This is a genomic window from Streptomyces sp. NPDC058751, assembly GCF_042746485.1.
In the GTDB taxonomy this organism is placed as follows: Bacteria; Actinomycetota; Actinomycetes; order Streptomycetales; family Streptomycetaceae; genus Streptomyces.
In genome coordinates this window covers 63,687-85,549 of sequence record NZ_JBHYPZ010000038.1, presented here as the reverse complement: position 1 = coordinate 85,549, position 21,863 = coordinate 63,687, and the positions used below count along the sequence as shown (strand labels likewise).

Sequence of the window (21,863 nt, the reverse complement as noted above, 5' to 3'; positions counted from 1 at the left end):
GCGCCCCCTTCCCAAGCAATGGTTCCCAGCAATACCTTATGGCCCTCGGCTGACCCAAGGAGGATTTCCGGTGGCAGACCGCACACCCCCGCTGACCGTCCACGAACTGCGCGTCCTCGTCGAGGCCGGGGACATCGACACGGTGGTCCTGGCCTTCCCCGACATGCAGGGGCGGCTCCAGGGCAAGCGGTTCGCCGCGGCCTTCTTCCTCGACGAGGTCCTGGAGCACGGGACGGAGGGCTGCAACTACCTCCTCGCCGTCGACACCGACATGAACACCGTCGACGGATACGCCATGTCCTCCTGGGACCGGGGCTACGGCGACTTCGCCATGTACCCGGACCTGGCCACCCTGCGGCGCGTGCCCTGGAACGCCGGCACGGCCATGCTCATCGCCGACCTCGCCTGGAACGACGGCTCCCCGGTGGTCGCCGCCCCCCGCCAGATCCTGCGCCGCCAGCTGGAGCGCCTCGCCGCACTCGGCTACACCGCCCAGGTCGGCACCGAGCTGGAGTTCATCGTCTTCAAGGACACCTACGAACAGGCATGGGACGCCGGCTACCGGGGGCTCACCCCGGCCAACCAGTACAACATCGACTACTCGGTCCTCGGCACCGGACGCGTCGAGCCCCTGCTGCGCCGCATCCGCAACGAGATGCAGGCCGCGGGCCTCACCGTCGAGTCCGCCAAGGGCGAGTGCAACCCCGGCCAGCACGAGATCGCCTTCCGGTACGACGAGGCCCTCGTCACCTGCGACCAGCACGCGGTCTACAAGACCGGCGCCAAGGAGATCGCCTCCCAGGAAGGCGTCTCCCTCACCTTCATGGCCAAGTACAACGAGCGCGAGGGCAACTCCTGCCACGTCCACCTCTCCCTGGCCGACGCCGACGGCACCAACGTGATGGCCGGCACCGCCGAGGACCCCGGCGGCATGTCGGAGGTCATGCGCCACTTCCTCGCAGGACAGCTCGCCGCGCTGCGCGACTTCTCCCTCCTGTACGCGCCCAACATCAACTCCTACAAGCGTTTCCAGCCCGGCTCCTTCGCCCCGACCGCCGTCGCCTGGGGCCACGACAACCGCACCTGCGCGCTCCGGGTCGTCGGCCACGGCCGCTCGACGCGCTTCGAGAACCGGCTGCCCGGCGGCGACGTCAACCCGCACCTGGCCGTCGCCGGACTCGTGGCGGCCGGCCTGTACGGCATCGAGCGGAAGCTGGAGCTGCCCGAGGCGTGCCAGGGCAACGCCTACACCGCCGAGTACGCGCACGTCCCCACCACCCTGCGCGAGGCCGCCGGACTCTGGGAGAGCAGCCCGATCGCCCGGGCCGCCTTCGGCGACGAGGTGGTCGAGCACTACCACAACATGGCGCGCGTCGAGCTGGAGGCCTTCGACGCCGCGGTGACCGACTGGGAGCTGCGCCGCTCCTTCGAACGCATGTGAGGACCCCCTTGCCGCACCGCCCGCACGCACCGCGCCCGGACACCTCCGGCCCGGACGCACCGCACCTGCGTCCCTCGTACCCGTACACCTCACCCCCGTACGAGCACGAACTCCAGGTGCTCGACCCGGCCACCGAGGAGGTCGTCGCCACCGTCCCGGCCGCCACCGCCCAGGACGTGGACGACGCCGTCGTACGGGCCGGCCGGGCGCAGACCGCGTGGGCCGCCCTCGCGCCCGCCGACCGGGCCCGGCTGCTGCGCCGCTTCGCCGCCGAGGTCGACGGCCACCTCGAGGAACTGGCCCTTCTGGAGGTCCGCGAGGCCGGTCACACCCTCGGCAACGCCCGCTGGGAGGCGGGCAACGTCCGCGATCTGCTCGACTACGCCGCCGGGGGAGTGGAGCGGCTGACCGGCCGTCAGATCCCGGTCCGGGGCGGCCTCGACGTCACCTTCCTCGAACCGCTCGGCGTCGTCGGCGTCATCGCGCCCTGGAACTTCCCCATGCCCGTCGCCGCCTGGGGCACCGCACCCGCCCTCGCCGCGGGCAACGCCGTCGTCCTCAAACCCGCCGAGACCACCCCGCTCACGGCGCTGAGACTCGCCGAACTGGCCCTGGAGGCGGGCCTGCCCGAGCACCTCTTCCAGGTGCTGCCCGGCGCCGGTCCCGTCGCGGGCGACGCGCTCGTCTCGCACCCCGGAGTCGCCAAGATCGTCTTCACCGGGTCGACCGCCGTCGGCAAGCGGGTGCTGGCGAAGGGCTCCGCCCTCCTCAAGCGCGTCACCCTCGAACTCGGCGGCAAGAGCCCCAACATCGTCTTCGCCGACGCCGACATCGAGGCCGCCGCGGCCTCCGCTCCCATGTCCTTCCTCGACAACTCCGGACAGGACTGCTGCGCCCGCACCCGCATCCTCGTCCAGCGCTCCGTCCACGACCGCTTCCTCGGACTCCTCGCCCCGGCCGTCGAGTCCGTCGTCGTCGGCGACCCCCGTGACGAACGGACCCAGATGGGCCCGCTGATCTCCGCCGCCCAGCTGGAACGCGTACGGTCCTACGTCGACGCCGACGCTCCCGGCATCCGGGGCAAGGCCCCCGAGGGCCCCGGCTTCTGGTTCGCGCCCACCGTCCTCACCGGTGTCGGACCCGGTGCGCGCGTCGCCGTGGAAGAGGTCTTCGGTCCCGTCGCCGTCGTCCTGCCCTTCGAGGACGAGGCCGACGCCGTCCGGCTCGCCAACGCCACCGACTACGGCCTGTCCGGTTCGATCTGGACCCGTGACGTCGGCCGCGCCCTGCGCGTCTCCCAGGCCGTCCGCGCCGGCAACCTGTCCGTCAACTCCCACTCCAGCGTCCGCTACTGGACCCCCTTCGGCGGCTTCAAGCAGTCGGGGATCGGCCGCGAACTCGGCCCGGACGCCCTCACCGCCTTCACCGAGACCAAGAACGTCTTCATCAGCACGGAGGGTCCCGCACAGTGACTTCAGACACCCCCGAGACCGTCTGCCGCCGTCTGGTCGGCCGCACCGCCGTCATCACCGGCGCCGCCAGCGGCATCGGCCTCGCCACCGCGCGCCGGCTCGCCTCCGAGGGAGCGCACGTCGTCTGCGGCGACATCGACGAGCGGCACGGGAAGACCGTGGCCGCCGAGGTCGGCGGAACCTTCGCCAAGGTCGACGTCACCGACCCCGAACAGGTCGAGGCCCTGTTCAGGACGGCGTACGACACCTACGGCTCGGTCGACGTCGCCTTCAACAACGCGGGCATCTCACCGCCCGACGACGACTCCATCCTGGACACGGGCCTGGAGGCATGGAAGCGCGTCCAGGAGGTCAACCTCACCTCCGTCTACCTGTGCTGCAAGGCCGCCATCCCCTACATGCGCCGCCAGGGCCGGGGCTCCATCATCAACACCGCCTCCTTCGTGGCCCGGATGGGCGCGGCGACCTCCCAGATCTCGTACACGGCCTCCAAGGGCGGCGTGCTGGCCATGTCCCGCGAACTGGGCGTCCAGTTCGCCCGGGAGGGCATCCGGGTCAACGCGCTGTGCCCCGGTCCGGTCAACACCCCACTGCTCCAGGAGCTGTTCGCCAAGGACCCGGAGCGGGCCGCGCGCCGGCTCGTGCACATCCCGGTGGGGCGGTTCGCCGAGGCGGACGAGATCGCGGCGGCCGTCGCGTTCCTCGCCAGTGACGACTCCTCCTTTGTGAACGCCACCGACTTCCTGGTGGACGGGGGCATTTCGGGCGCGTACGTCACACCGCTGTAGGAGCGGGCGGGGGACCGGACCGCGGGAACGCCTCCGCGGGATGGCCCGCGAAAACGCTTTCGCGCCGACGGGCGGCGGGCGATGGGCGATGGGCGGCGGGCGATGGGCGGCTCGTCCCCGCCCGGGCCCGTGGACCTGTGTGCCGTCCGTCCGGCACTAGAGTGCCGGGACATGAGCATGACGCCTCCACCCGGCTGGTACCGCGACCCGTCGTACCCGCTCGTCGAGCGCTGGTGGGACGGGACCGCGTGGACCGACCACCGGCGGCAGCCCGAGACCCCGCAACAGCCCCTGACACGGACCCCGCCGCCCGGCGGCCCCGGCCGGGCCGGGGCCGCCGTCCTCGTGGCGGCCGCCGTCGTCCTCGTGGCCGCGATCGCCACCGGCACCGTGCTGCTGCGCCAGGACGACGACGGCGGCGACGACGCCGCGGCACGGACCACGCCGGCGGCCACGACCCCCGACCGGACCGAGAGCCCCTCGCCCTCCCCGTCGAGCCCCTCGCCGTCGGCCGGTGACCCCTCCGTCGTCGTGGACGAACTCGACGGCATCACCTTCCCGGTCCTCGACGGCTGGACGAAACCGCAGTACGTCGCCGACCACGACACGGTGCTGACGACCCCGCGAACCTACGACTGCCCAGGCGACCCCGGTCTGTGCCGGCACGGCCGGGTCGAGGCGCGCACCGCGACGGCCACCGACGAGACGTCACCGAAGGCCCTCGCCGAGGGGGACATCGAGGACGCCGCCGACAGCGCGTACGGCCACGACCTCCTCGGCGACCGGCCCTTCCGGGGCATCACCTCCCACCGGCTGGTGAAGTCCGGCTCGGTCGCCGTCGCCGGACGCGCCGGGTATCTCGTGCGCTGGAAGGTCAGGACCGGTGTGGGGCCCGGGGGGTACGTCGAGTCGCTGGCCTTCCCGTCCAGCGCGGGCTCGCAGTCCCTGGTCATCGTCCGCTTCGCCTTCGACGCCGGCCCCGACGGGCCGCCGCTGTCCGACATGGACCGGATCACCGAGGGCATCCGCCCGGTGGGCGACGAGGACACCGGCGGCGGCGTGGGCAGCAGCATCGGCCCGTCCAGGTGAACGGCACCCGCCCGGCGGATCAGAGGAAGGTGTGGCCCTCTCCCCGGTAGGTCGGGACGGAAGCCGTGACGGTGTCACCCTCCACGAGGTGCAGCGTGTCGAACCGCTCGCACAGCTCACCGGCCTTCGCGTGCCGGAACCACACCTTGTCGCCGATGAGCAGATCGTCCGCCGGGGAGCCCAGCAGCGGGGTCTGCACCTCGCCGGGCCCCTCCATGGGGTCGTACGACAGGCCCTCCGGAAGGTACGGGACGGGCAGCCGGTCCGCGCCCGCGGCCCCGGAGGCGGGGTATCCGCCGCCCAGCACGGTCACCACGCCGACACCCGGCCGGCGCACCACGGGCTGGGCGAACAGGGCGGCCGGACGCCCGCTGAAGGACGTGTAGTTGTCGAAGAGCCTCGGCACGTAGAGCCCCGACCCGGCCGCGATCTCGGTGACCGCGTCCTCGGCGGCCGTGTGCTGGACGCTGCCGGTGCCGCCGCCGTTGACGAACTCGAGGTCCGGCTCCACGGCCCGGACCGCCCGGACGGCCTCCGCGCGCCGCCGGGCGAGCTCCTTGCGGGCGGTGGCCTGCATCAGCCGCACGGCGCGCGAGCGCAGCGGCCGCCCCGCGACCGCGTCACCGACACCCGCTATGTGGCCCTCGTACGCCATGATCCCCACCAGCTTGAACCCCGGGGCGCGCTTGACGGCACGGGCCGTCTCGGCCACCTGGGCGGGGGAGTGCAGCGGCGAACGCAGCGCCCCGACCCGGACCCGGCCGCCGAACAGCCTGAGCGAGGTGTCCAGCTCCAGACAGACCCGTACGACCTCCTTCCCGCCCTCGCGCGCCTCGTCGATCAGACGGAGCTGCGCCGGATCGTCGATCATGACGGTCACCGCGGCGGCGAGCTTGGGGTCCGAGGTCAGCTCGGCGTAGCCCTTGCGGTCGGCCGACGGATAGGCGAGCAGGACGTCGTCGAAACCGGACCTGGCCAGCCACAGCGACTCGGCGAGGGTGAACGACATGATCCCCGCGAAACCGTCCCGGTCCAGGACGCGTTCCAGGAGGGTGCGGCAGCGGACGGACTTGCTGGCGACACGGATCGGCTTGCCGCCGGCTCTGCGGACCAGGTCGTCCGCGTTCGCGTCGAAGGCGTCCAGGTCCACGACGGCGACGGGGGCGTCGAGGTGAGCGGTGGCCCGGTCGTAGCGGGCCCTGTCGGCGGCACGGGCAGTCATGAGCGAAGACTGCCAGACTCCATTACCGCAGGGTAGGGGGACGTTCCGGGCAGATGCCCCGGGGCGTTACGGGCAGATGCCCCGGGGCCTCGGACCGGTTCCCGTCCGAGTCCCGTCAACCCGTAGAGTGGCGCGGACGCAGGGAGGACCGACCTCGCCCCGGCGGGTTCTGCCCGGGATGACGGTGCGCCGGCGCGGGTATGCGTGCCGGTGGCGGACCTCTCGTACGAACACGAAGCGGCTCGCCGAGCTACGGGGCGTCCGACAGCCCGGTGCGAGGAAACGGGGGGTGCATGAGTACGGAAGCGCGGCGCGCCTCGAGTTCCCGGCGTCCCTCCGCTCCGCCCGCCTCGGCCCCGCCCGGCTCCCGGACTCCGCCGCCCCCGGCGAACCCGCCGGCCCCGGCTCGTCCCCCGGTCCCGCCGAAGCCGGTCCGGTCGCCCGGGCCGGACCTGTCGGCCGGGGAGGACTGGTCCGCCGAGAACCCCTCGACGGGCGCCCAGGGATCGCCCTCCGGATCCGGACGGGCCGCGGCCGACCGCGCTCCGGCGGTTCCGCCGCGCCCCGCGAACCCGCCCCGTGGAGCGGCCCCGCCGCCGCAGCCCGCGGGCCCGCCGCCCGCACCGGAGCGGTCCGGCGCGCCGGGCGGACGATCCGCGGACCGGGACCCGCTCCGCACCTCCGGCGACGCCTCCGCGCAGGGCTCCGTGCCGGGTTCCGCGTCGGCTCCGGCCGCCGGGCCGGGGTCCGGCGCCGCCCCGCGGGTGCCCGCGTCGCCGCGGTCCTTCGACTTCTTCGACATGTCCGCGGAGACCGACGTCACGTCCGGTACGACGAGCCACCCGGGGCCGGCCTCACCGCCCGAACCGGAGCCGGCCTCGTCCGGTACGCCGGAACCGGCCGCGCCGAACGCACCGAGGCCCACCTCGCTCGTCCGTCCGAGGGCGGGTTCGACGGGCGCCTCCGCTTCCTCCGGGACCGCTTCGTCCGGCGGCCCGGCGCCGGCCCCGACCGGCGCGTCGTCGTCCGGTGCGCCGCGTCCGGCGACGCCGGCCACCGCCCCGGGACCCGCCCCGGAAACCGCTCCGCAGGGTCCCGGATCCGCCCCGCGGCCGGAGGCCCGGCGCTACCCCCGCCTGCGCCCCGAGGGCCGGACGGCCCCGCCGCCCCCCGCGGCCTCCGCACGCTTCCCGGACACACCGCCCCCGTCCGCGGGACAGGCGCGCCCCGACGGGGCGCCGCACGCCACGGGACCGGCTGGACCCGGCGGGACGCAGCGTCCCGCCCGGCTGCCGCGCCCCACCGCGCCCCAGAGCCCGTCCGGGCCCCCGAGTGCCTTCGAACCCCCGAGCCGTCCCGAGCCGGCGCCTCCGGCGGAGCCCGCGCGGTCCCCGCACCCGCCCGAGCCCCCTCGGCGTTCCGGGTCCCCGCACCCCTTCGCCCCTTCGCGCCCGTCCGGGTCCCCGCGGATCCCCGAGCCCCCGCGTTCCCCCGAGGCCGGGGCGGGCGAGCGGGACGGGCGGGTGGAGGCGGGCCCCGCGGGCGTGCCCGCGTTCGTCCCCCCGCCGGCGGCGCCCGCCGGGGCGGCCTCGGGTGCGGAGCGCCCCTTCGTGTCGTTCGCGCGGCCCGAGACGTACGGCGACACCGCGCGGGTGCGTCCGTTCCGCAGGTGGCCCCGGCCCGGCGCCGTGACCGCCGCGACCTGTGTCGTGCTCGGACTCGGACTCATCGGCGGCGCGGTGACCGGCAGCTGGCTCACCGGCGACACCACGGAGGACCCCGATTCGTCCAGCGCCTTCACGGCGGCCGGAGAACTCTGGCACAGCGTGCCCGTGGACGGGCTCTTCCCGCCGACCGTGCGCGGCGACGGCGCGGGCCCCGGCGGGTCCGACCGCAGCTGGACGCGGATCGCCGTCGCCCCCGACACGAACTGCAAGGACGCCTTCGACCCGCTGCTGCGCCAGGCCCTCGCCCCCGTCGGCTGCCTGCGCCTGCTGCGCGCCACCTACGTGGACGCGACCCGCAGCCACGTCACCACCGTCGGCCTGCTGTTCACCAAGGCGGACGCGGCGGGCATGACGTCCCTGAAGGCCCGCTTCCGCAAGGAGGGCCTGGACCGGCGCACCGACCTGCTGCCCCTCCCGTACGCGGCCGGGGGCACCGCGGCCGAGGGCTTCGGCAAGGCCCAGCGCGCCTCCTGGACCGAGTCCGTCCTCACGGACGCCCCCGTCGTCGTGTACGCGGTCTCCGGGTTCGCCGACGGACGCACGATCGCCACTCCGCAGCCGGCCGCCGAGGCGATGAAGCCCGAGTCGACCACGGCCCCGGCCCAGTCGGGCCTCGGTCACGAGGCGCAGGGCCTCGCGGACCGGATCGAGCGAGGCATCCGCAAGACCGTCACCTCGTCCACGGAGAAGCCGTCATGACCCGCGACGACGGCCCCGGCGGCCGCAGCAGCCGATCCCGTACGCCCGGCGCGACCGGTACGCCCGGTGCGCCGGCCCCGGAGGCCCGCGGGCCGCGGATCTCCCGCAGGTCCGGCGCCCTCGCTGCGGTCCTCGCGGCCTCCCTCGCGCTGGTGCCCTCCACCAGCGCGCACGCCGACGGCATACGCGCCCAGCAGTGGGGCCTCGACGCGATGCACACCCAGCAGGCGTGGCGCACGACCAAGGGCGAGGGCGTCACCGTCGCCGTCCTCGACACCGGCGTCGACGCCGTGCACCCGGACCTCAAGGGCAATGTGCTCGGGGAAAAGGACCTGGTCGGTTTCGGCGCGAGCCGCGGTGACCGGACCTGGGCCCGGCACGGCACCGCCATGGCGGGCATCATCGCCGCGCACGGTCACGGGCCCGGCAACGCCGACGGCGTCATGGGAATCGCCCCGGAGGCGAAGATCCTGCCCGTCCGAGTCATCCTCGAGGACAAGGACCCGGCCCGCTCCAAGGCCCGCAACACCCGTGGCAACGCCCTCGCGGACGGCATCCGCTGGGCCGCCGACCACGGCGCCGACGTCATCAACCTCTCCCTCGGGGACGACTCCCGGTCCGCCCACCCCGAACCCGCCGAGGACGAGGCCGTCCAGTACGCGCTGAGGAAGGGGGTCGCCGTCGTCGCCTCCGCAGGAAACGGCGGGGAGAAGGGCGACCACATCTCGTACCCGGCCGCCTACCCCGGCGTCATCGCGGCGACCGCCGTCGACCGCTACGGAACCCACGCCTCCTTCTCCACCCGCCGCTGGTACGCCACCGTCAGCGCCCCGGGCGTCGACGTGGTCATCGCCGACCCGGACGACCGGTACTACGAGGGCTGGGGCACCAGCGCCGCGTCCGCGTTCGTCTCCGGGGCGGTCGCGCTCGTCAAGGCCGCCCACCCGGGACTGTCCCCGGCGCAGATCAAGCGGCTGCTGGAGGACACGGCCCGCAACGTTCCCTCCGGGGGGCGCGACGACTCCCGCGGCTTCGGGTTCGTCGACCCGGCCGCCGCCATCAAGGCCGCCGGGAAGCTGGAGCCGGAAGGCGGCCCCGAGCCGGCCGGGTACGGCCGCAAGTACTTCGGCACGGGACCCGACGCCCCCGACGACGACGGCGGTTCGGCCGGGTGGGCCGCCCCCCTCGCGGGCGCCCTGGGTCTGGCCCTGCTGACGGCGGCCGTGTTCCTGTGGCGCGGCCGCAGAACCTCGAACCCGTTCGAACAGCCTTAGCGGCGAGTACCGTTCGGGGCCCTCGTCCCCGCACCTGGGGCCGCACGGGTTCCGCAGGCCGCCCCGTTGCGGACCGCCCAGTCGAGGACCGGCCCTTGAACGGCGGGCCAGTTGAGGACCGGCCCGTGAACGGCAGGCACTCCGCCGGCCGCCCCTCCGTCGGCAGGCCTCAGCTCTCCGCCGCGTCCCGGAACGCGGACACCGCCGCCTTCGACACCGCTTCCACCAGTGAAATGCCCTTCGCCTGCGTGGAGTTGCCGTTCGACAGTGTCGCCACCAGATAGACGCGGCCGTCGGCCGAGATCCGCCCGATGCTGTTGATGTCCCACAACCCGGTCGTGCTCCGCGCCAGCCACCCGTTCTTGAGGGCCCATCGAGAACCGTCGGCAGCCGCGGACACCCCCCACCGCTGGCCGGTCGCGATCTTGCCCATGAGCTCCTGGACATAGGCCCGCGAGGCGGCGCTGAGTTCGGAGTCGTCACCGAACACCTGGCGCAGCAGGGTCAGTTGGTCGCTCGCGGTGGTCTGCGTCAGGCCCCACAGTTCGCCGTCGCCGCCCCGGGTGCTCGTCAGGCCGAAGCGCTCGTTCGCGGAGTCCAGCCCCTCGGCCCGGCCGATGGAGGCCCACAGCGCGGTCGTCGAGACGTTGTCGCTGTTCTCGATCATCGCGGTGGCGTACGTCTTCTCCTGTGCGGTGAGATGCCGGTCCGCGTCCTGCGCCTGGAGCAGCAGCGCGGCCAGGACGTCCACCTTGACGATGCTCGCGGTGTCGAAGGCCGCGTCACCGTGGACGGCGCTCTCGCCGGAGCCGACGTCGAGGACGGCGACCGACGTCTTCACGCCCGCTGCGACCGTCACCGACTCCAGCGCCTTCGCGAGCAGCGCGTCCCGGTCCGCGGAGGGCTCCGCCACGGGTTCCACCGATGCCTCCTCGTTCCCGGCCGGCGACGAAGAGGGCGCCGCCGCCGTCGACGCCGACGCCGACGCTGATGCCGACGACGACGCCGACGATACGGCGGCGGGCCTGTCGTGCGCCTGCGCCTTCACGTACACCGTCCCGGCCGCCGTGGCGCCGACGAGGACGGCGGACGCCACCGCGGTGGACAGGAGTGGCTTGCGTCGGGAGGGCCGGGCGCGACGCCCGCGTGCTCTGTGACGGTCCATCCGGTGATGCTGGACGGCCGGACTGTGCCCACGGTTAGACGCTTGTTAGAGGTGTGTCAGGGAAGGCTGAGAAACTCATGAATCCTGTCGCCTCCGCGTTACGGGGGCCGCACAAGCCCAGCAGCATCCCCCCGATAGGGTCGGGGACCGTGGCGAACAAGAACATTCCCGACCCCGGCTTCCCCGACGACGACGGCTCCGCCGACCCCCGGCTGAGCGCCGCGCTCGCCGGCTGGTCCGCCGACCGCACCGCCGTGCCCCCGGTCCTGGAGGCGCTCACGGGTGCCCGGCTGCTCGTGCCCGTCGTGGCGGTCCTCGGCGAGGTCGAGGTGGACGAGAACGGGCTGCGCCGGGAGAAGACCAGCGACATGGCGGTGCCCACGCTCAAGGCCGGGAACCGCACGGCCCTGCCCGCCTTCACCTCCACGGACTCGCTGGCCCGCTGGGATCCGAAGGCGCGCCCCGTCGCCGTACGGCTGAACCAGGTCCTGGAGGCCGCGGCCCACGAGAAGGCCGACACGATCGTGCTGGACATGGCCGGGCCGGTGTCCTACGAACTGACGGGTCCCGCGCTGCTGGCGCTCGCCGAGGGGCGTACGACCGCCGATCCGCTCGCCGATCCCGCCGTGGTCGGGGCGGTACGGGCGGTGGTCGCCGCCGAACCCCTGGTGGTGCGCGCCCATCTCGGCCCCGGTCCGGCGGACGGCACCCTCGCGCTCGTGCTCGACCCGTCGGCCGCCCCCGCCGAGACCGCCCACGCGGTGGCCGGGCGGCTCGCGGCCGACGAGACGCTGAGGGCCCGCCTGGTGCGCGGCCTCGACCTGGCACTGCTGCCGGCCGGGGCGACGCTTCCGGGCGAGCCCCTGTACGTACGCGGATAGCCGCGGGCGGCTCCGTGTCCGTACGGCGGTCCGTACGGACACGGGCGCGGGTCAGCCGTAGACGGGTCCCGTGTACTTCTCGCCGGGGCCCTGGCCCGGCTCGTCCGGGACGAGGGAGGCCTCGCGGAAGGCGAGCTGGAGGGACTTCAGGCCGTCGCGCAGCGGCGCGGCGTGGAAGGAGCTGATCTCGGTCGCGCTCGCGTCGAGCAGTCCGGCGAGCGCGGTGACCAGCTTGCGCGCCTCGTCCAGGTCCTTGTGCTCGTCGCCCTCCTCGGTGAGACCGAGCTTCACGGCGGCGGCGCTCATCAGGTTCACGGCGACCGTCACGATGACCTCGACCGCGGGGACCTCGGCGATGTCGCGGGTCATGGTGTCGTAGTCGGGGTTCTGGGGAGGGGTGTCACTCATGCCCCACACGATAGGCCCCGGTGCGGGCGGCCCCGTCCACGGGAGCCCCGCGCCCGGCGGGCGGCGGTGAGGCGGCCTCCGGTTAGCGCGTACCCGGCGGAACTGCTAACCTTGTGTAACGACCGGCCGGACACCATGTGCCCGGCCCACAAGTGGAGGCTCCGATCTCCCACCTGACCGCCCTCCGGGGCGGCGGGTCATCCGGTCAGGCGGCCGCCATCGTTCCGTACGGACGATGGAGTCGCCCGAATGCGCGCCCCGCGGTTGATCGCGGCGGTGCTCCGGTTGTATGGAGCCCCGCCTGTGTCCCGTCCGGGGCATTTTTCGTGCCCTGCGGCGGTTGGTCGAAGTGTCATCAGAGACATACGCGGCTGTCCGCCAGACCGCCGTGTGGTGCTACCGAGGAGGATCCATCAGCGCCGAGCCCCGCATCAACGACCGGATTCGCGTTCCCGAAGTGCGACTTGTCGGTCCCAGCGGCGAGCAGGTCGGGATTGTTCCGCTTGCCAAGGCCCTTGAGCTTGCTCAGGAGTACGACCTCGACCTCGTCGAGGTGGCGGCGAACGCCCGTCCGCCCGTCTGCAAGCTCATGGACTACGGCAAGTTCAAGTACGAGTCGGCCATGAAGGCCCGTGAGGCGCGCAAGAACCAGGCGCACACGGTCATCAAGGAGATGAAGCTCCGGCCGAAGATCGACCCGCACGACTATGACACGAAGAAGGGTCACGTCGTCCGGTTCCTCAAGCAGGGCGACAAGGTCAAGATCACGATCATGTTCCGTGGTCGCGAGCAGTCCCGGCCGGAGCTCGGCTACCGACTGCTGCAGCGTCTCGCCACGGACGTCGAGGACCTCGGGTTCATCGAGTCGAACCCGAAGCAGGACGGCCGAAACATGATCATGGTTCTCGGTCCGCACAAGAAGAAGACCGAGGCGATGGCCGAGGCCCGTGAGGCCCAGGCCGCTCGCAAGGCGGAAGCGAAGGCCAACCCCGGCCGCTCGCAGAACGCCGCGGAGGAGGGTGTCGCCGAGAGCGCGCCCACCGAGAGCGCGCCCGCCGAGGCCGAGTCGACCGAGACCCCGGCCGAGGCGTCAGCCGAGGCCTGATCCCTGGGCCCCCGCCCTGGGATGCCAACCGATACATATGACGTTCCACCCGTGCCCGGTCCCGCGACCGGGCACCGGAACGCCACTGACGAGGAGAGAACGGCGCTATGCCGAAGAACAAGTCGCACAGCGGTGCCAGCAAGCGCTTCAAGATCACCGGCTCCGGCAAGGTGCTCCGTGAGCGCGCCGGCAAGCGCCACCTGCTCGAGCACAAGTCGTCCCGCGTGACGCGCCGCCTCACCGGCACCGCCGAGATGGCCCCGGGCGACGCCGCGAAGATCAAGAAGCTTCTCGGCAAGTGACGTACCGGCGCCCCGCGCCGTACCACGTCTGATCCGGGACCCAATCGATTTCGGGCCGTGTGAGTCCAACCACGGCCCCGCTACAAGGAGTTAAAAAAGTGGCACGCGTCAAGCGGGCAGTCAACGCCCACAAGAAGCGCCGGGCGATCCTCGAGGCGGCCTCCGGCTACCGCGGTCAGCGTTCGCGCCTGTACCGCAAGGCCAAGGAGCAGGTCACCCACTCGCTGGTCTACAACTACAACGACCGCAAGAAGCGCAAGGGCGACTTCCGTCAGCTGTGGATCCAGCGCATCAACGCTGCGGCCCGCCAGAACGGCATGACGTACAACCGCCTCATCCAGGGCCTGAAGGCCGCCAACGTCGAGGTGGACCGCAAGATCCTCGCGGAGCTGGCCGTCAACGACGCCAACGCGTTCGCCGCCCTCGTCGAGGTCGCGCAGAAGGCTCTCCCCGCGGACGTCAACGCGCCGAAGGCCGCGTGACGCTGCGCTGGCTCTGAGCCGACGTGACGAAAGGACCCGCAGGTTTCCGGACCTGCGGGTCCTTTGCTGCTGCCCCACGGGCAGCCGTTCGGGTGCGGGCCGCCGGGGGCCGGCCGCACCCCCGAGTTCTCGGCTCCGCTCGAACAGGGGGGACCCCCGTCGCGGCGGAGCCGCGGATCGACAGGGACCCGCGCCCCTTGGGGGCGGAGTCACCCCCGATGCCATGCGAGCCGCACAGATACCGAAGGTGGAACAGAACATGCCCCCCGCCAGCCCCGAGCTGATCTCGCCCCGTTCCCCCCGCGTCTCCGCCGCGCGGCGGCTGGGCCGGAGGAACTTCCGGGGCAAGGAACGGCTGTTCCTCGCCGAGGGGCCGCAGGCCGTCCGGGAGGCCGCCGCGCACCGCGCCGACGGCACCGCCACCCTCGTCGAGCTGTTCTCCACCGTCGAGGCCGCGGAGCGCTACGCCGACATCGTCGACGGCGCCCGCCGGGCCGGAGCCCGGGTCCACCTCGCCGACGAGCAGGTCATCGCGGACATCTCCACCACCGTGACCCCGCAGGGACTCGTCGGCGTCTGCCGGTTCGTCGACACGCCCTTCGAGGAGATCCTCGCCGCCCGCCCGAAGCTGGTCGCCGTGCTGGCGAACGTGCGCGACCCCGGGAACGCGGGCACCGTCCTGCGGTGCGCCGACGCCGCCGGCGCCGAGGCCGTCGTCCTGACCGACGCCTCCGTCGACCTCTACAACCCCAAGGCCGTACGCGCCTCCGTCGGCTCCCTGTTCCATCTGCCCGTCGCAGTCGGCGTGCCCGTCGAGCAGGCCGTGGCCGGACTCAAGGAGGCGGGCGTGCGCGTCCTCGCCGCCGACGGCGCCGGTGAGGACGACCTCGACGACGAGCTCGACAAGGGCACCATGGGCGGCCCCACCGCCTGGGTCTTCGGCAACGAGGCCTGGGGGCTCCCGGAGGAGACCCGTGCGCTGGCCGACGCCGTCGTGCGCGTTCCGATCCACGGAAAGGCCGAGAGTCTGAACCTGGCCACGGCCGCGGCCGTATGTCTCTACGCGTCAGCCCGTGCACAGCGCGCCTCCGCGGGGTGCCGCTCCGTCACCGGCAGCTAGTAGGGTGACGGGCCCGGGGGCCCTCTGTGCCGGACGAGAGGTGGGGTACGGGGATGAGTGTCGGCACGGGCGGTGCCCAGGGCGCGCTGCGAGCACGGGACGCGCGCGGCACGTCCGCGCCCCCGCACGATGACACCACCGGAGCCGGTCCCGGCCTCGGCATAGACCCCGACGACCTGCCCGACGGGATCGTCGTCGCCGACGAACACGGCCGGATCGTCTGCTTCAACGCCGCCGCCGCCCGGATCACGGCGGTCCCCGCCGCCGACGCGCTCGGGCGCCGGCTCGAAGCGGCACTCCCGCTGGAGGACCTCGAGGGCCGGCGCTGGTGGCAGCTCACGGACCCCTACGGCGGACTCGCCATCCGCAACGGCCAGCCCGAACGGAACCTGCTGCTCCCCGGCGGCCGCGAGATCCTCGTCTCCGCGCGCTACGTGCGCACCCGTCCCACCGGGCCGGTCCGCCGGGTCGTCGTCTGCCTGCGCGACACCGAGGCCCGCCGCCGCACCGAGCGCAGCCACGCCGAGCTGATCGCCACGGTCGCCCACGAACTGCGCTCGCCGCTCACCTCCGTCAAGGGCTTCACCGCGACCCTGCTCGCCAAATGGGAACGCTTCACCGACGACCAGAAGAAACTCATGCTGGAGACCGTCGACGCCGACGCGAACCGCGTCACCCGGCTCATCGCCGAACTCCTCGACATCTCCCGCATCGACTCCGGGCGCCTCGAAGTGCGCCGCCAGCCCGTCGACATGGGTGCCGCCGTCGGCCGGCACATCCAGGCGTACGTCGCCTCCGGCCAGCCCGCCGACCGCTTCCTGCTGCGCATCGAGCAGCCCCTGCCCGACCTGTGGGCCGACCCCGACAAGATCGACCAGGTGCTCAGCAACCTCATCGAAAATGCGGTGCGCCACGGCGAGGGAACCGTCACCATCGACGTGGCACCTTCCACGTCCCCGCGCGAGCGGCCGGACGAGGAGGGCACGGCGTACGCCGTCACGTCGGTCACCGTGAGCGACGAGGGCACCGGAATCCCGGAGGAGTCCATGAACCGCGTCTTCACCCGCTTCTGGCGGGGCAGCAAGCGCGGCGGCACCGGCCTCGGGCTCTACATCGTCAAGGGCATCGTCGAAGCCCACGGCGGCACGATCACGGTCGGCCGCGCCCCCGGCGGAGGCGCGGAGTTCCGATTTACGCTGCCCGTGGGCACCCCGGCGTATCTCCTCTAACGCCGCAGCGGCCCCCACGGGCTCATCCGCACGGGAACACCGCCAGGACGCCCCGTCCTGGGCGGACCCTCACCCCCGTTAGACTCGGCCTTTGGCACCTTTGCGTCCACTCATCTGCGGACGACTTCGTCTCCGGGTCGATGACGGGGACCCTCAGCCAGCCAACCGGAAGCACGGGAAGAGATGTCGGCACCTAATAAGTCGTACGACCCTGTAGAGGTCGAGGCCTTGAAACCGGAAGAGATCGAGCGCATGCGGGACGAGGCGCTCGCCGCCTTCGCCGCCGCCGGCGACCTCGACGCGCTCCAGGAGGCCAAGGTCGCCCACACCGGCGGCACCTCCCCGCTGTCCCTCGCCAACCGCGAGATCGGCGCACTGCCCCCGCACGCCAAGGCCGCGGCCGGCAAGCTCGTCGGCCAGGCCCGGGGCGCCGTGAACAAGGCCCTCGCCGCCCGCCAGGCCGAGCTGGAGGCCGATCGCGACGCGCGCGTACTGGTCGAGGAGGCGGTGGACGTCACCCTGCCCTACGACCGTGTGCCGTCCGGTGCCCGGCACCCGCTGACCACCATGATGGAGCGGGTCGCGGACGTCTTCGTGTCCATGGGGTACGAGGTCGCCGAGGGCCCCGAGGTCGAGGCGGAGTGGTTCAACTTCGACGCCCTGAACTTCGGCCCGGACCACCCGGCCCGGCAGATGCAGGACACCTTCTTCGTCCAGGGCCCCGAGGGCACCCACGGCGACGAGTCCGGTGTCGTGCTGCGCACCCACACCTCGCCGGTGCAGGCCCGCGCCCTGCTCGACCGGGAGCCGCCCGTCTACGTCGTGTGCCCCGGCCGCGTCTACCGCACGGACGAGCTCGACGCCACGCACACCCCGGTCTTCCACCAGATCGAGCTGCTGGCCGTCGACGAGGGCCTGACCATGGCCGACCTCAAGGGCACCCTGGACCACATGGTCCAGTCGCTCTTCGGCCCGGACATGAAGACCCGGCTGCGCCCGAACTACTTCCCCTTCACCGAGCCGTCCGCCGAGATGGACATGCTCTGCTACGTCTGCAAGGGCGAGTCCGTCGGCAACCCCGACCGCCCCTGCCGGACCTGCTCCTCCGAGGGCTGGATCGAGCTCGGCGGCTGCGGCATGGTCAACCCGCGGGTGCTGGTCGCGTGCGGCGTCGACCCGGAGAAGTACAGCGGATTCGCCTTCGGGTTCGGCATCGAGCGGATGCTGATGTTCCGTCACAACGTTGAAGACATGCGAGACATGGTCGAGGGTGACGTCCGGTTCACCCGGCCGTTCGGGATGGAGATCTGATGCGGGTCCCGCTTTCTTGGCTGCGGGAGTACGTCGACCTGCCGGCGACGGAGACCGGGCGCGACGTCCAGGCCAAGCTCATTTCGGCAGGCCTCGAGGTCGAGACGGTCGAGCAGCTCGGCACCGACCTCAAGGGCCCCCTGGTCGTCGGCCAGGTGCTCACCATCGAGGAACTGACGGAGTTCAAGAAGCCCATCCGCTTCTGCACCGTCGACGTCGGCACCGCCAACGGCACCGGTGAGCCCCAGGAGATCGTCTGCGGCGCGCGCAACTTCGCCGTCGGCGACAAGGTCGTCGTGGTCCTGCCCGGCGCCGTCCTGCCCGGCAACTTCGCGATCGCCGCGCGCAAGACGTACGGCAAGACCTCGCACGGCATGATCTGCTCCGGCGACGAGCTCGGCATGGGCGACGACGGCAGCGGCGGCATCATCGTGCTGCCGCCGGAGGTCGAGCCCGGCACCGACGCGATCGAGCTGCTCCAGCTCGTCGACGAGGTCCTCGACATCGCGGTCACGCCCGACCGCGGCTACGCCCTGTCGATGCGCGGTGTGGCCCGCGAGGCCGCCATCGCCTACGGCCTGCCGCTGCTCGACCCGGCGCTGCTCGACGTACCGGCCCCGAACGCGTTCGGCCACCCGGTGCAGATCACCGACCCGCTGGGCTGCGACCGCTTCACCGCGCGCACGGTGACCGGCCTCGACCCCGACGCCAAGTCCCCGATCTGGCTGCGCCGCCGGCTGCAGAAGGCCGGCATGCGCCCGGTCTCGCTCGCCGTCGACGTCACCAACTACGTGATGCTGGAGCTCGGCCAGCCGCTGCACGCCTACGACCGCAGCCGGATCCAGGGCACCATCGGCGTGCGCCGGGCGGAGAAGGGCGAGAAGCTCACCACCCTCGACGGCGTCAAGCGCACGCTGGACGCGGGCGACCTGGTGATCACCGACGACCGCGGCCCCATCGGCCTCGCGGGCGTCATGGGCGGTGCCCACACCGAGATCGACGACACCGAGGGCACCACCACCGAGGTCGTCATCGAGGCCGCGCACTTCGACCCGATCTCCATCGCGCGCACGGCCCGCCGGCACAAGCTGGCCTCCGAGGCGTCCAAGCGCTTCGAGCGCGGCGCCGACCCCGCGGCCACCTCGGCCGCGGCCCAGCGGACCGTCGACCTCCTCGTGCTCCTCGCCGGCGGCACCGCCGACGCCGGGGTCACCGAGGTGATCGCGCCGTCCGCGCCGCACACCATCACCATCCCGGCGGACCACCCGGACAAGGTGGCCGGTGTCGAGTACGGCCGCGAGACCGTCGTACGCCGCCTTAGGGAGGTCGGCTGCGACGTCTACGGGCAGGACGAGCTGATCGTCACCGTGCCGTCCTGGCGGCCCGACCTGACCGACCCGAACGACTTGGCGGAGGAGGTCATCCGCCTCGAGGGCTACGAGAACCTGCCCTCCACGCTGCCCAAGCCGCCGGCGGGCCTCGGCCTCACCGACCGGCAGCGGCTGCACCGCCGGGTCGGCCGCGCGCTGGCCGGCGCCGGATACGTCGAGGCGCCGAACTACCCCTTCATCGGCAGCCACGTCTTCGACCAGTTCGGCCTCGCCGCCGACGACCCGAAGCGCAAGGTCGTCAAGCTGGTCAACCCGCTCTCCGACGAGGAGCCCGCGCTCCGTACGACGCTGCTGCCGGGCCTGCTCCAGGCACTGCGCCGCAACGACGGACGCGGCAGCCACGACCTGGCGCTGTTCGAGACCGGTCTGGTCTTCCACCCGCAGGAGGAGCTGCGCGTCGCCGGGCGGCTGCCCGTCGACCGCCGTCCCGCCGACGAGGAGATCGCGTCCCTGACCGCCGCGCTCCCCGCCCAGCCCCGGCACGCCGCCGTCGTCCTCGCGGGCGCCCGCGAGCAGGCCGGCTGGTGGGGCAAGGGACGCCCGGCCGACTGGGCCGACGCGATCGAGGCCGCGCGCATCCTGGCCCGCGAGTCGGGGACCGAACTCCTCGTGCGCTCCGGCCAGTACGGGCCGTGGCACCCGGGCCGCTGCGCCGAGCTCGCGGTCGTCCTGGACGGCGCGGAGCAGGTCGTCGGGTACGCCGGTGAGCTGCACCCCGGTGTCCTGAAGACGCTGGGCCTGCCCGCGCGCACCTGCGCGATGGAGCTGGACCTGGACGCGCTGGAGCGGGCGAGCTCGGGCCACCCCAAGGGCCCGAAGATCTCGACCTTCCCGGTCGCCACGCAGGACGTCGCCCTCGTCGTCGACAAGGGCGTCCCGCACGCGGACGTCGAGGCGGCCCTGCACGAGGGCGCGGGTGAACTCCTGGAGTCCATCCGGCTGTTCGACGAGTACGAGAGCGAGCAGCTTGGCGGGGACAAGAAGTCCCTCGCCTACGCGCTGCGGTTCCGTGCCGCCGACCGGACGCTGACCGTCGACGAGGCCTCCGCGGCCCGCGACGCCGCGGTGGCCCTCGCCGCCGAGCGCACCGGAGCGGTACTGCGCGGAGCCTGACGCTCCACCGGGTGTCCCGGGGAACCTCGCGCCCCGCCGCGGATCATTCCGTGGCGGGGCGCGAGGTTCCCCGCTCCCGTTTCCGGAGGCTCCCACAGGCCCCCCGCACGCGGTTGCGCCGGCGCCCGGCCGGGGATTTCCCGGGCTTCCGCCCAGCCCGTTCGGGAGGTTTTCCGGCCTCTGCCTGCATAAATGCGGGCGTCCGAAGACACCTCACTCATTCGGGTGACATGTCCGGGTGATCCGCCCGGCCGGGCAGGGCGGTCGACAGAATCGGAGCGGTCTCTCCGAGGCCGTCTGCGCTGTCAGTGCCTATTGGGGGGCCAATCGGCATGATCCGAATCAAGGCTGGGGCTCCCCGCAGGGCGACGCTCCGGACGCATTCGCGGAACCCTGCCGGAGCGGTCCCCGGGCCGCGTCGTCGGCGTGACCGGCTCAGGGCCGGATTCGACCGTGTGATGCGCGGCCGCGGACCCCGGATCGGGTTCACCCGCGCGTGCGGACGCGGCGCCCTGGGCCAGCGGCTCCCGCGCACCGCCGACCGCCCGCCGCTGCGCCGGACGGTGAACCTGGGACTGCCCGCGGTCTGGGGCGCGCTGGCGATCTCGTACAAGATGGCCTGTCCGCTCGCGCAGGAGAGCGGGCTCGGTGCCCGCATCGTCACCAGCGCCGTCTTCTTCGCGGTCGGAGCCGGACTGATACTCCACGTCAGAAGAGTGCTGCTGCGTGAACTCCGGCAGATCCGCAAGGTCGCGGGAGCCGCCCAGAGCGTCCTGCTGCGCCCGCTGCCGCCGTGCATCGAGGGGCTGGACATCGCGGCGGCCCAGCTCTCCGCGGACCACGGCGCGAGCATCGGCGGCGACCTGTACGAGGCGATCGCCACCGAGCACGGCGTGCGGGTCGTGATGGGGGACGTCCGCGGGCACGGACTGGGAGCCGTCGGGACCGTCGCCGCCGTCCTCGGCAGCTTCCGTGAGGCCGCGCACGACGAACCCGAACTCTCCGGCGTCCTCAGAAGACTCGAACGGGCGCTGGCCCGGCACCTGCGCGAGCGGGACCGGGCAGAACACCCCTCCGCCGGGCCCGAATCCGACCACCACGCCGCCGAGGACTTCGTCACCGTCCTGCTCCTGGAGATCCGCGGGGACGGCGAGGTGCACGCCCTCAACTGCGGCCACCCCTGGCCGTATCTGCTCACCAGGGGCCGCGTGCGGCCGCTCGTCCGCGCCGAACCGCTGCCCCCGCTCGGGCCGTTCCCGCTGCCGTCCTGTCTGCCGGCCCGATCCTGCGGCCGGCTCCGGCCCGGCGAGGGGCTCTTCCTGCACACGGACGGCGCCGAGGACGCGCGGGACGCCCGCGGGCGCTTCTTTCCACTGCTCCCGGCGCTCGCGGCGGCCGTCCGCGACGGACCCGTCGTACCGCAGGCCGTGCTGCGCACGGTGTTCAGCGGCCTGCTGCGCCACACCGGCGGCCGCCCCGGCGACGACGTGGCCCTCCTGGTGCTGCGCAACGCCCGCCGGCCCCTCGCCCTGAAACAGAGCCGTGTCTCCCAGCGTGGGGCCCCCGAGCCGGGGCCCCCCGGCCCCCGCCCGCCCGCCGCGTTAACGGGGGGACCCGGCCCCGGGCCCGCCCCCCGCCGGCGGG

General features: G+C 73.2%; 19 protein-coding genes. 15 read left to right on the top strand and 4 right to left on the bottom strand.

What is annotated here, in order from left to right; all coding sequences use genetic code 11:
- Positions 1–70: 70 nt before the first annotated feature.
- From ACFW6B_RS30230 to ACFW6B_RS30215, 4 genes are all read left to right on the top strand, one after another.
- On the top strand, positions 71–1,441 hold the full coding sequence (locus ACFW6B_RS30230; protein ID WP_386600876.1) for a glutamine synthetase family protein: 1,371 nt from the start codon (positions 71–73) through the stop codon (positions 1,439–1,441).
- A 116-nt stretch (positions 1,442–1,557) separates the two neighbouring features.
- Positions 1,558–2,913, top strand: coding sequence for an aldehyde dehydrogenase family protein (locus ACFW6B_RS30225; protein ID WP_386600908.1), 1,356 nt, complete (start codon positions 1,558–1,560; stop codon positions 2,911–2,913).
- Entirely contained in the window at positions 2,910–3,701 is a 792-nt protein-coding gene (locus ACFW6B_RS30220) for a 3-oxoacyl-ACP reductase (RefSeq protein ID WP_386600875.1), read from the top strand. The genes ACFW6B_RS30225 and ACFW6B_RS30220 overlap by 4 nt, the downstream gene beginning before the upstream one ends.
- Before the next feature lie 171 nt (positions 3,702–3,872).
- Positions 3,873–4,790 (top strand): DUF2510 domain-containing protein, encoded by a 918-nt coding sequence (locus tag ACFW6B_RS30215; RefSeq protein WP_386600873.1) that lies wholly within the window; start codon positions 3,873–3,875, stop codon positions 4,788–4,790.
- A 19-nt stretch (positions 4,791–4,809) separates the two neighbouring features.
- Here ACFW6B_RS30215 and ACFW6B_RS30210 read toward each other — a convergent pair whose 3' ends face one another.
- Positions 4,810–6,012 (bottom strand): amino acid deaminase/aldolase, encoded by a 1,203-nt coding sequence (locus ACFW6B_RS30210; RefSeq protein WP_386600871.1) that lies wholly within the window; start codon positions 6,010–6,012, stop codon positions 4,810–4,812.
- A 250-nt stretch (positions 6,013–6,262) separates the two neighbouring features.
- Entirely contained in the window at positions 6,263–7,069 is an 807-nt protein-coding gene (locus tag ACFW6B_RS30205; protein ID WP_386600869.1) for a hypothetical protein, read from the bottom strand.
- 487 nt (positions 7,070–7,556) lie between these two features.
- Here ACFW6B_RS30205 and ACFW6B_RS30200 point away from each other — a divergent pair, with 487 nt between their 5' ends.
- On the top strand, positions 7,557–8,438 hold the full coding sequence (locus ACFW6B_RS30200; protein ID WP_386600867.1) for a hypothetical protein: 882 nt from the start codon (positions 7,557–7,559) through the stop codon (positions 8,436–8,438).
- Positions 8,435–9,712, top strand: a complete 1,278-nt coding sequence (gene mycP, locus ACFW6B_RS30195) for a type VII secretion-associated serine protease mycosin (RefSeq protein WP_386600865.1) — start codon at positions 8,435–8,437, stop codon at positions 9,710–9,712. Before ACFW6B_RS30200 ends, mycP begins: the two co-directional genes overlap by 4 nt.
- A gap of 169 nt (positions 9,713–9,881) precedes the next feature.
- Here mycP and ACFW6B_RS30190 read toward each other — a convergent pair whose 3' ends face one another.
- Positions 9,882–10,877 (bottom strand): serine hydrolase, encoded by a 996-nt coding sequence (locus tag ACFW6B_RS30190; protein WP_386600863.1) that lies wholly within the window; start codon positions 10,875–10,877, stop codon positions 9,882–9,884.
- A gap of 149 nt (positions 10,878–11,026) precedes the next feature.
- On the opposite strand from ACFW6B_RS30190, the gene ACFW6B_RS30185 reads away from it, so the two are divergent.
- Positions 11,027–11,758 carry an SseB family protein gene (locus tag ACFW6B_RS30185; protein WP_386600861.1) on the top strand — a complete coding sequence of 244 codons (732 nt, stop codon included), beginning with the start codon at positions 11,027–11,029 and terminating at the stop codon, positions 11,756–11,758.
- A gap of 51 nt (positions 11,759–11,809) precedes the next feature.
- Here ACFW6B_RS30185 and ACFW6B_RS30180 read toward each other — a convergent pair whose 3' ends face one another.
- Positions 11,810–12,166, bottom strand: a complete 357-nt coding sequence (locus tag ACFW6B_RS30180; RefSeq protein ID WP_151468384.1) for a DUF1844 domain-containing protein — start codon at positions 12,164–12,166, stop codon at positions 11,810–11,812.
- A gap of 388 nt (positions 12,167–12,554) precedes the next feature.
- On the opposite strand from ACFW6B_RS30180, the gene infC reads away from it, so the two are divergent.
- The 8 genes from infC to ACFW6B_RS30140 all read left to right on the top strand — a co-directional run.
- A complete protein-coding gene (infC, locus tag ACFW6B_RS30175; protein ID WP_386600906.1) occupies positions 12,555–13,271 on the top strand; it encodes a translation initiation factor IF-3 in 717 nt (238 codons plus the stop codon).
- A 107-nt stretch (positions 13,272–13,378) separates the two neighbouring features.
- The gene (gene rpmI, locus ACFW6B_RS30170) at positions 13,379–13,573 is read left to right on the top strand and encodes a 50S ribosomal protein L35 (RefSeq protein WP_006374321.1); all 195 of its coding nucleotides are present in this window, start codon (positions 13,379–13,381) and stop codon (positions 13,571–13,573) included.
- Between the two features lie 98 nt (positions 13,574–13,671).
- Positions 13,672–14,055: a 50S ribosomal protein L20 gene (gene rplT, locus ACFW6B_RS30165; RefSeq protein ID WP_103547893.1), complete on the top strand. Its 384-nt coding sequence runs from the start codon at positions 13,672–13,674 to the stop codon at positions 14,053–14,055.
- Between the two features lie 259 nt (positions 14,056–14,314).
- A complete protein-coding gene (locus ACFW6B_RS30160; RefSeq protein WP_386600859.1) occupies positions 14,315–15,175 on the top strand; it encodes a TrmH family RNA methyltransferase in 861 nt (286 codons plus the stop codon).
- A 53-nt stretch (positions 15,176–15,228) separates the two neighbouring features.
- A complete protein-coding gene (locus tag ACFW6B_RS30155) occupies positions 15,229–16,404 on the top strand; it encodes an ATP-binding protein (RefSeq protein WP_386600857.1) in 1,176 nt (391 codons plus the stop codon).
- A gap of 183 nt (positions 16,405–16,587) precedes the next feature.
- Entirely contained in the window at positions 16,588–17,715 is a 1,128-nt protein-coding gene (gene pheS, locus ACFW6B_RS30150; RefSeq protein WP_386600855.1) for a phenylalanine--tRNA ligase subunit alpha, read from the top strand.
- Complete coding sequence (gene pheT / locus ACFW6B_RS30145) at positions 17,715–20,219, top strand: phenylalanine--tRNA ligase subunit beta (protein WP_386600854.1); 2,505 nt, start codon at positions 17,715–17,717, stop codon at positions 20,217–20,219. The genes pheS and pheT overlap by 1 nt, the downstream gene beginning before the upstream one ends.
- Before the next feature lie 614 nt (positions 20,220–20,833).
- Positions 20,834–21,863: PP2C family protein-serine/threonine phosphatase (locus ACFW6B_RS30140; RefSeq protein ID WP_386600904.1), on the top strand; the 1,030-nt coding region annotated here is incomplete at its 3' end.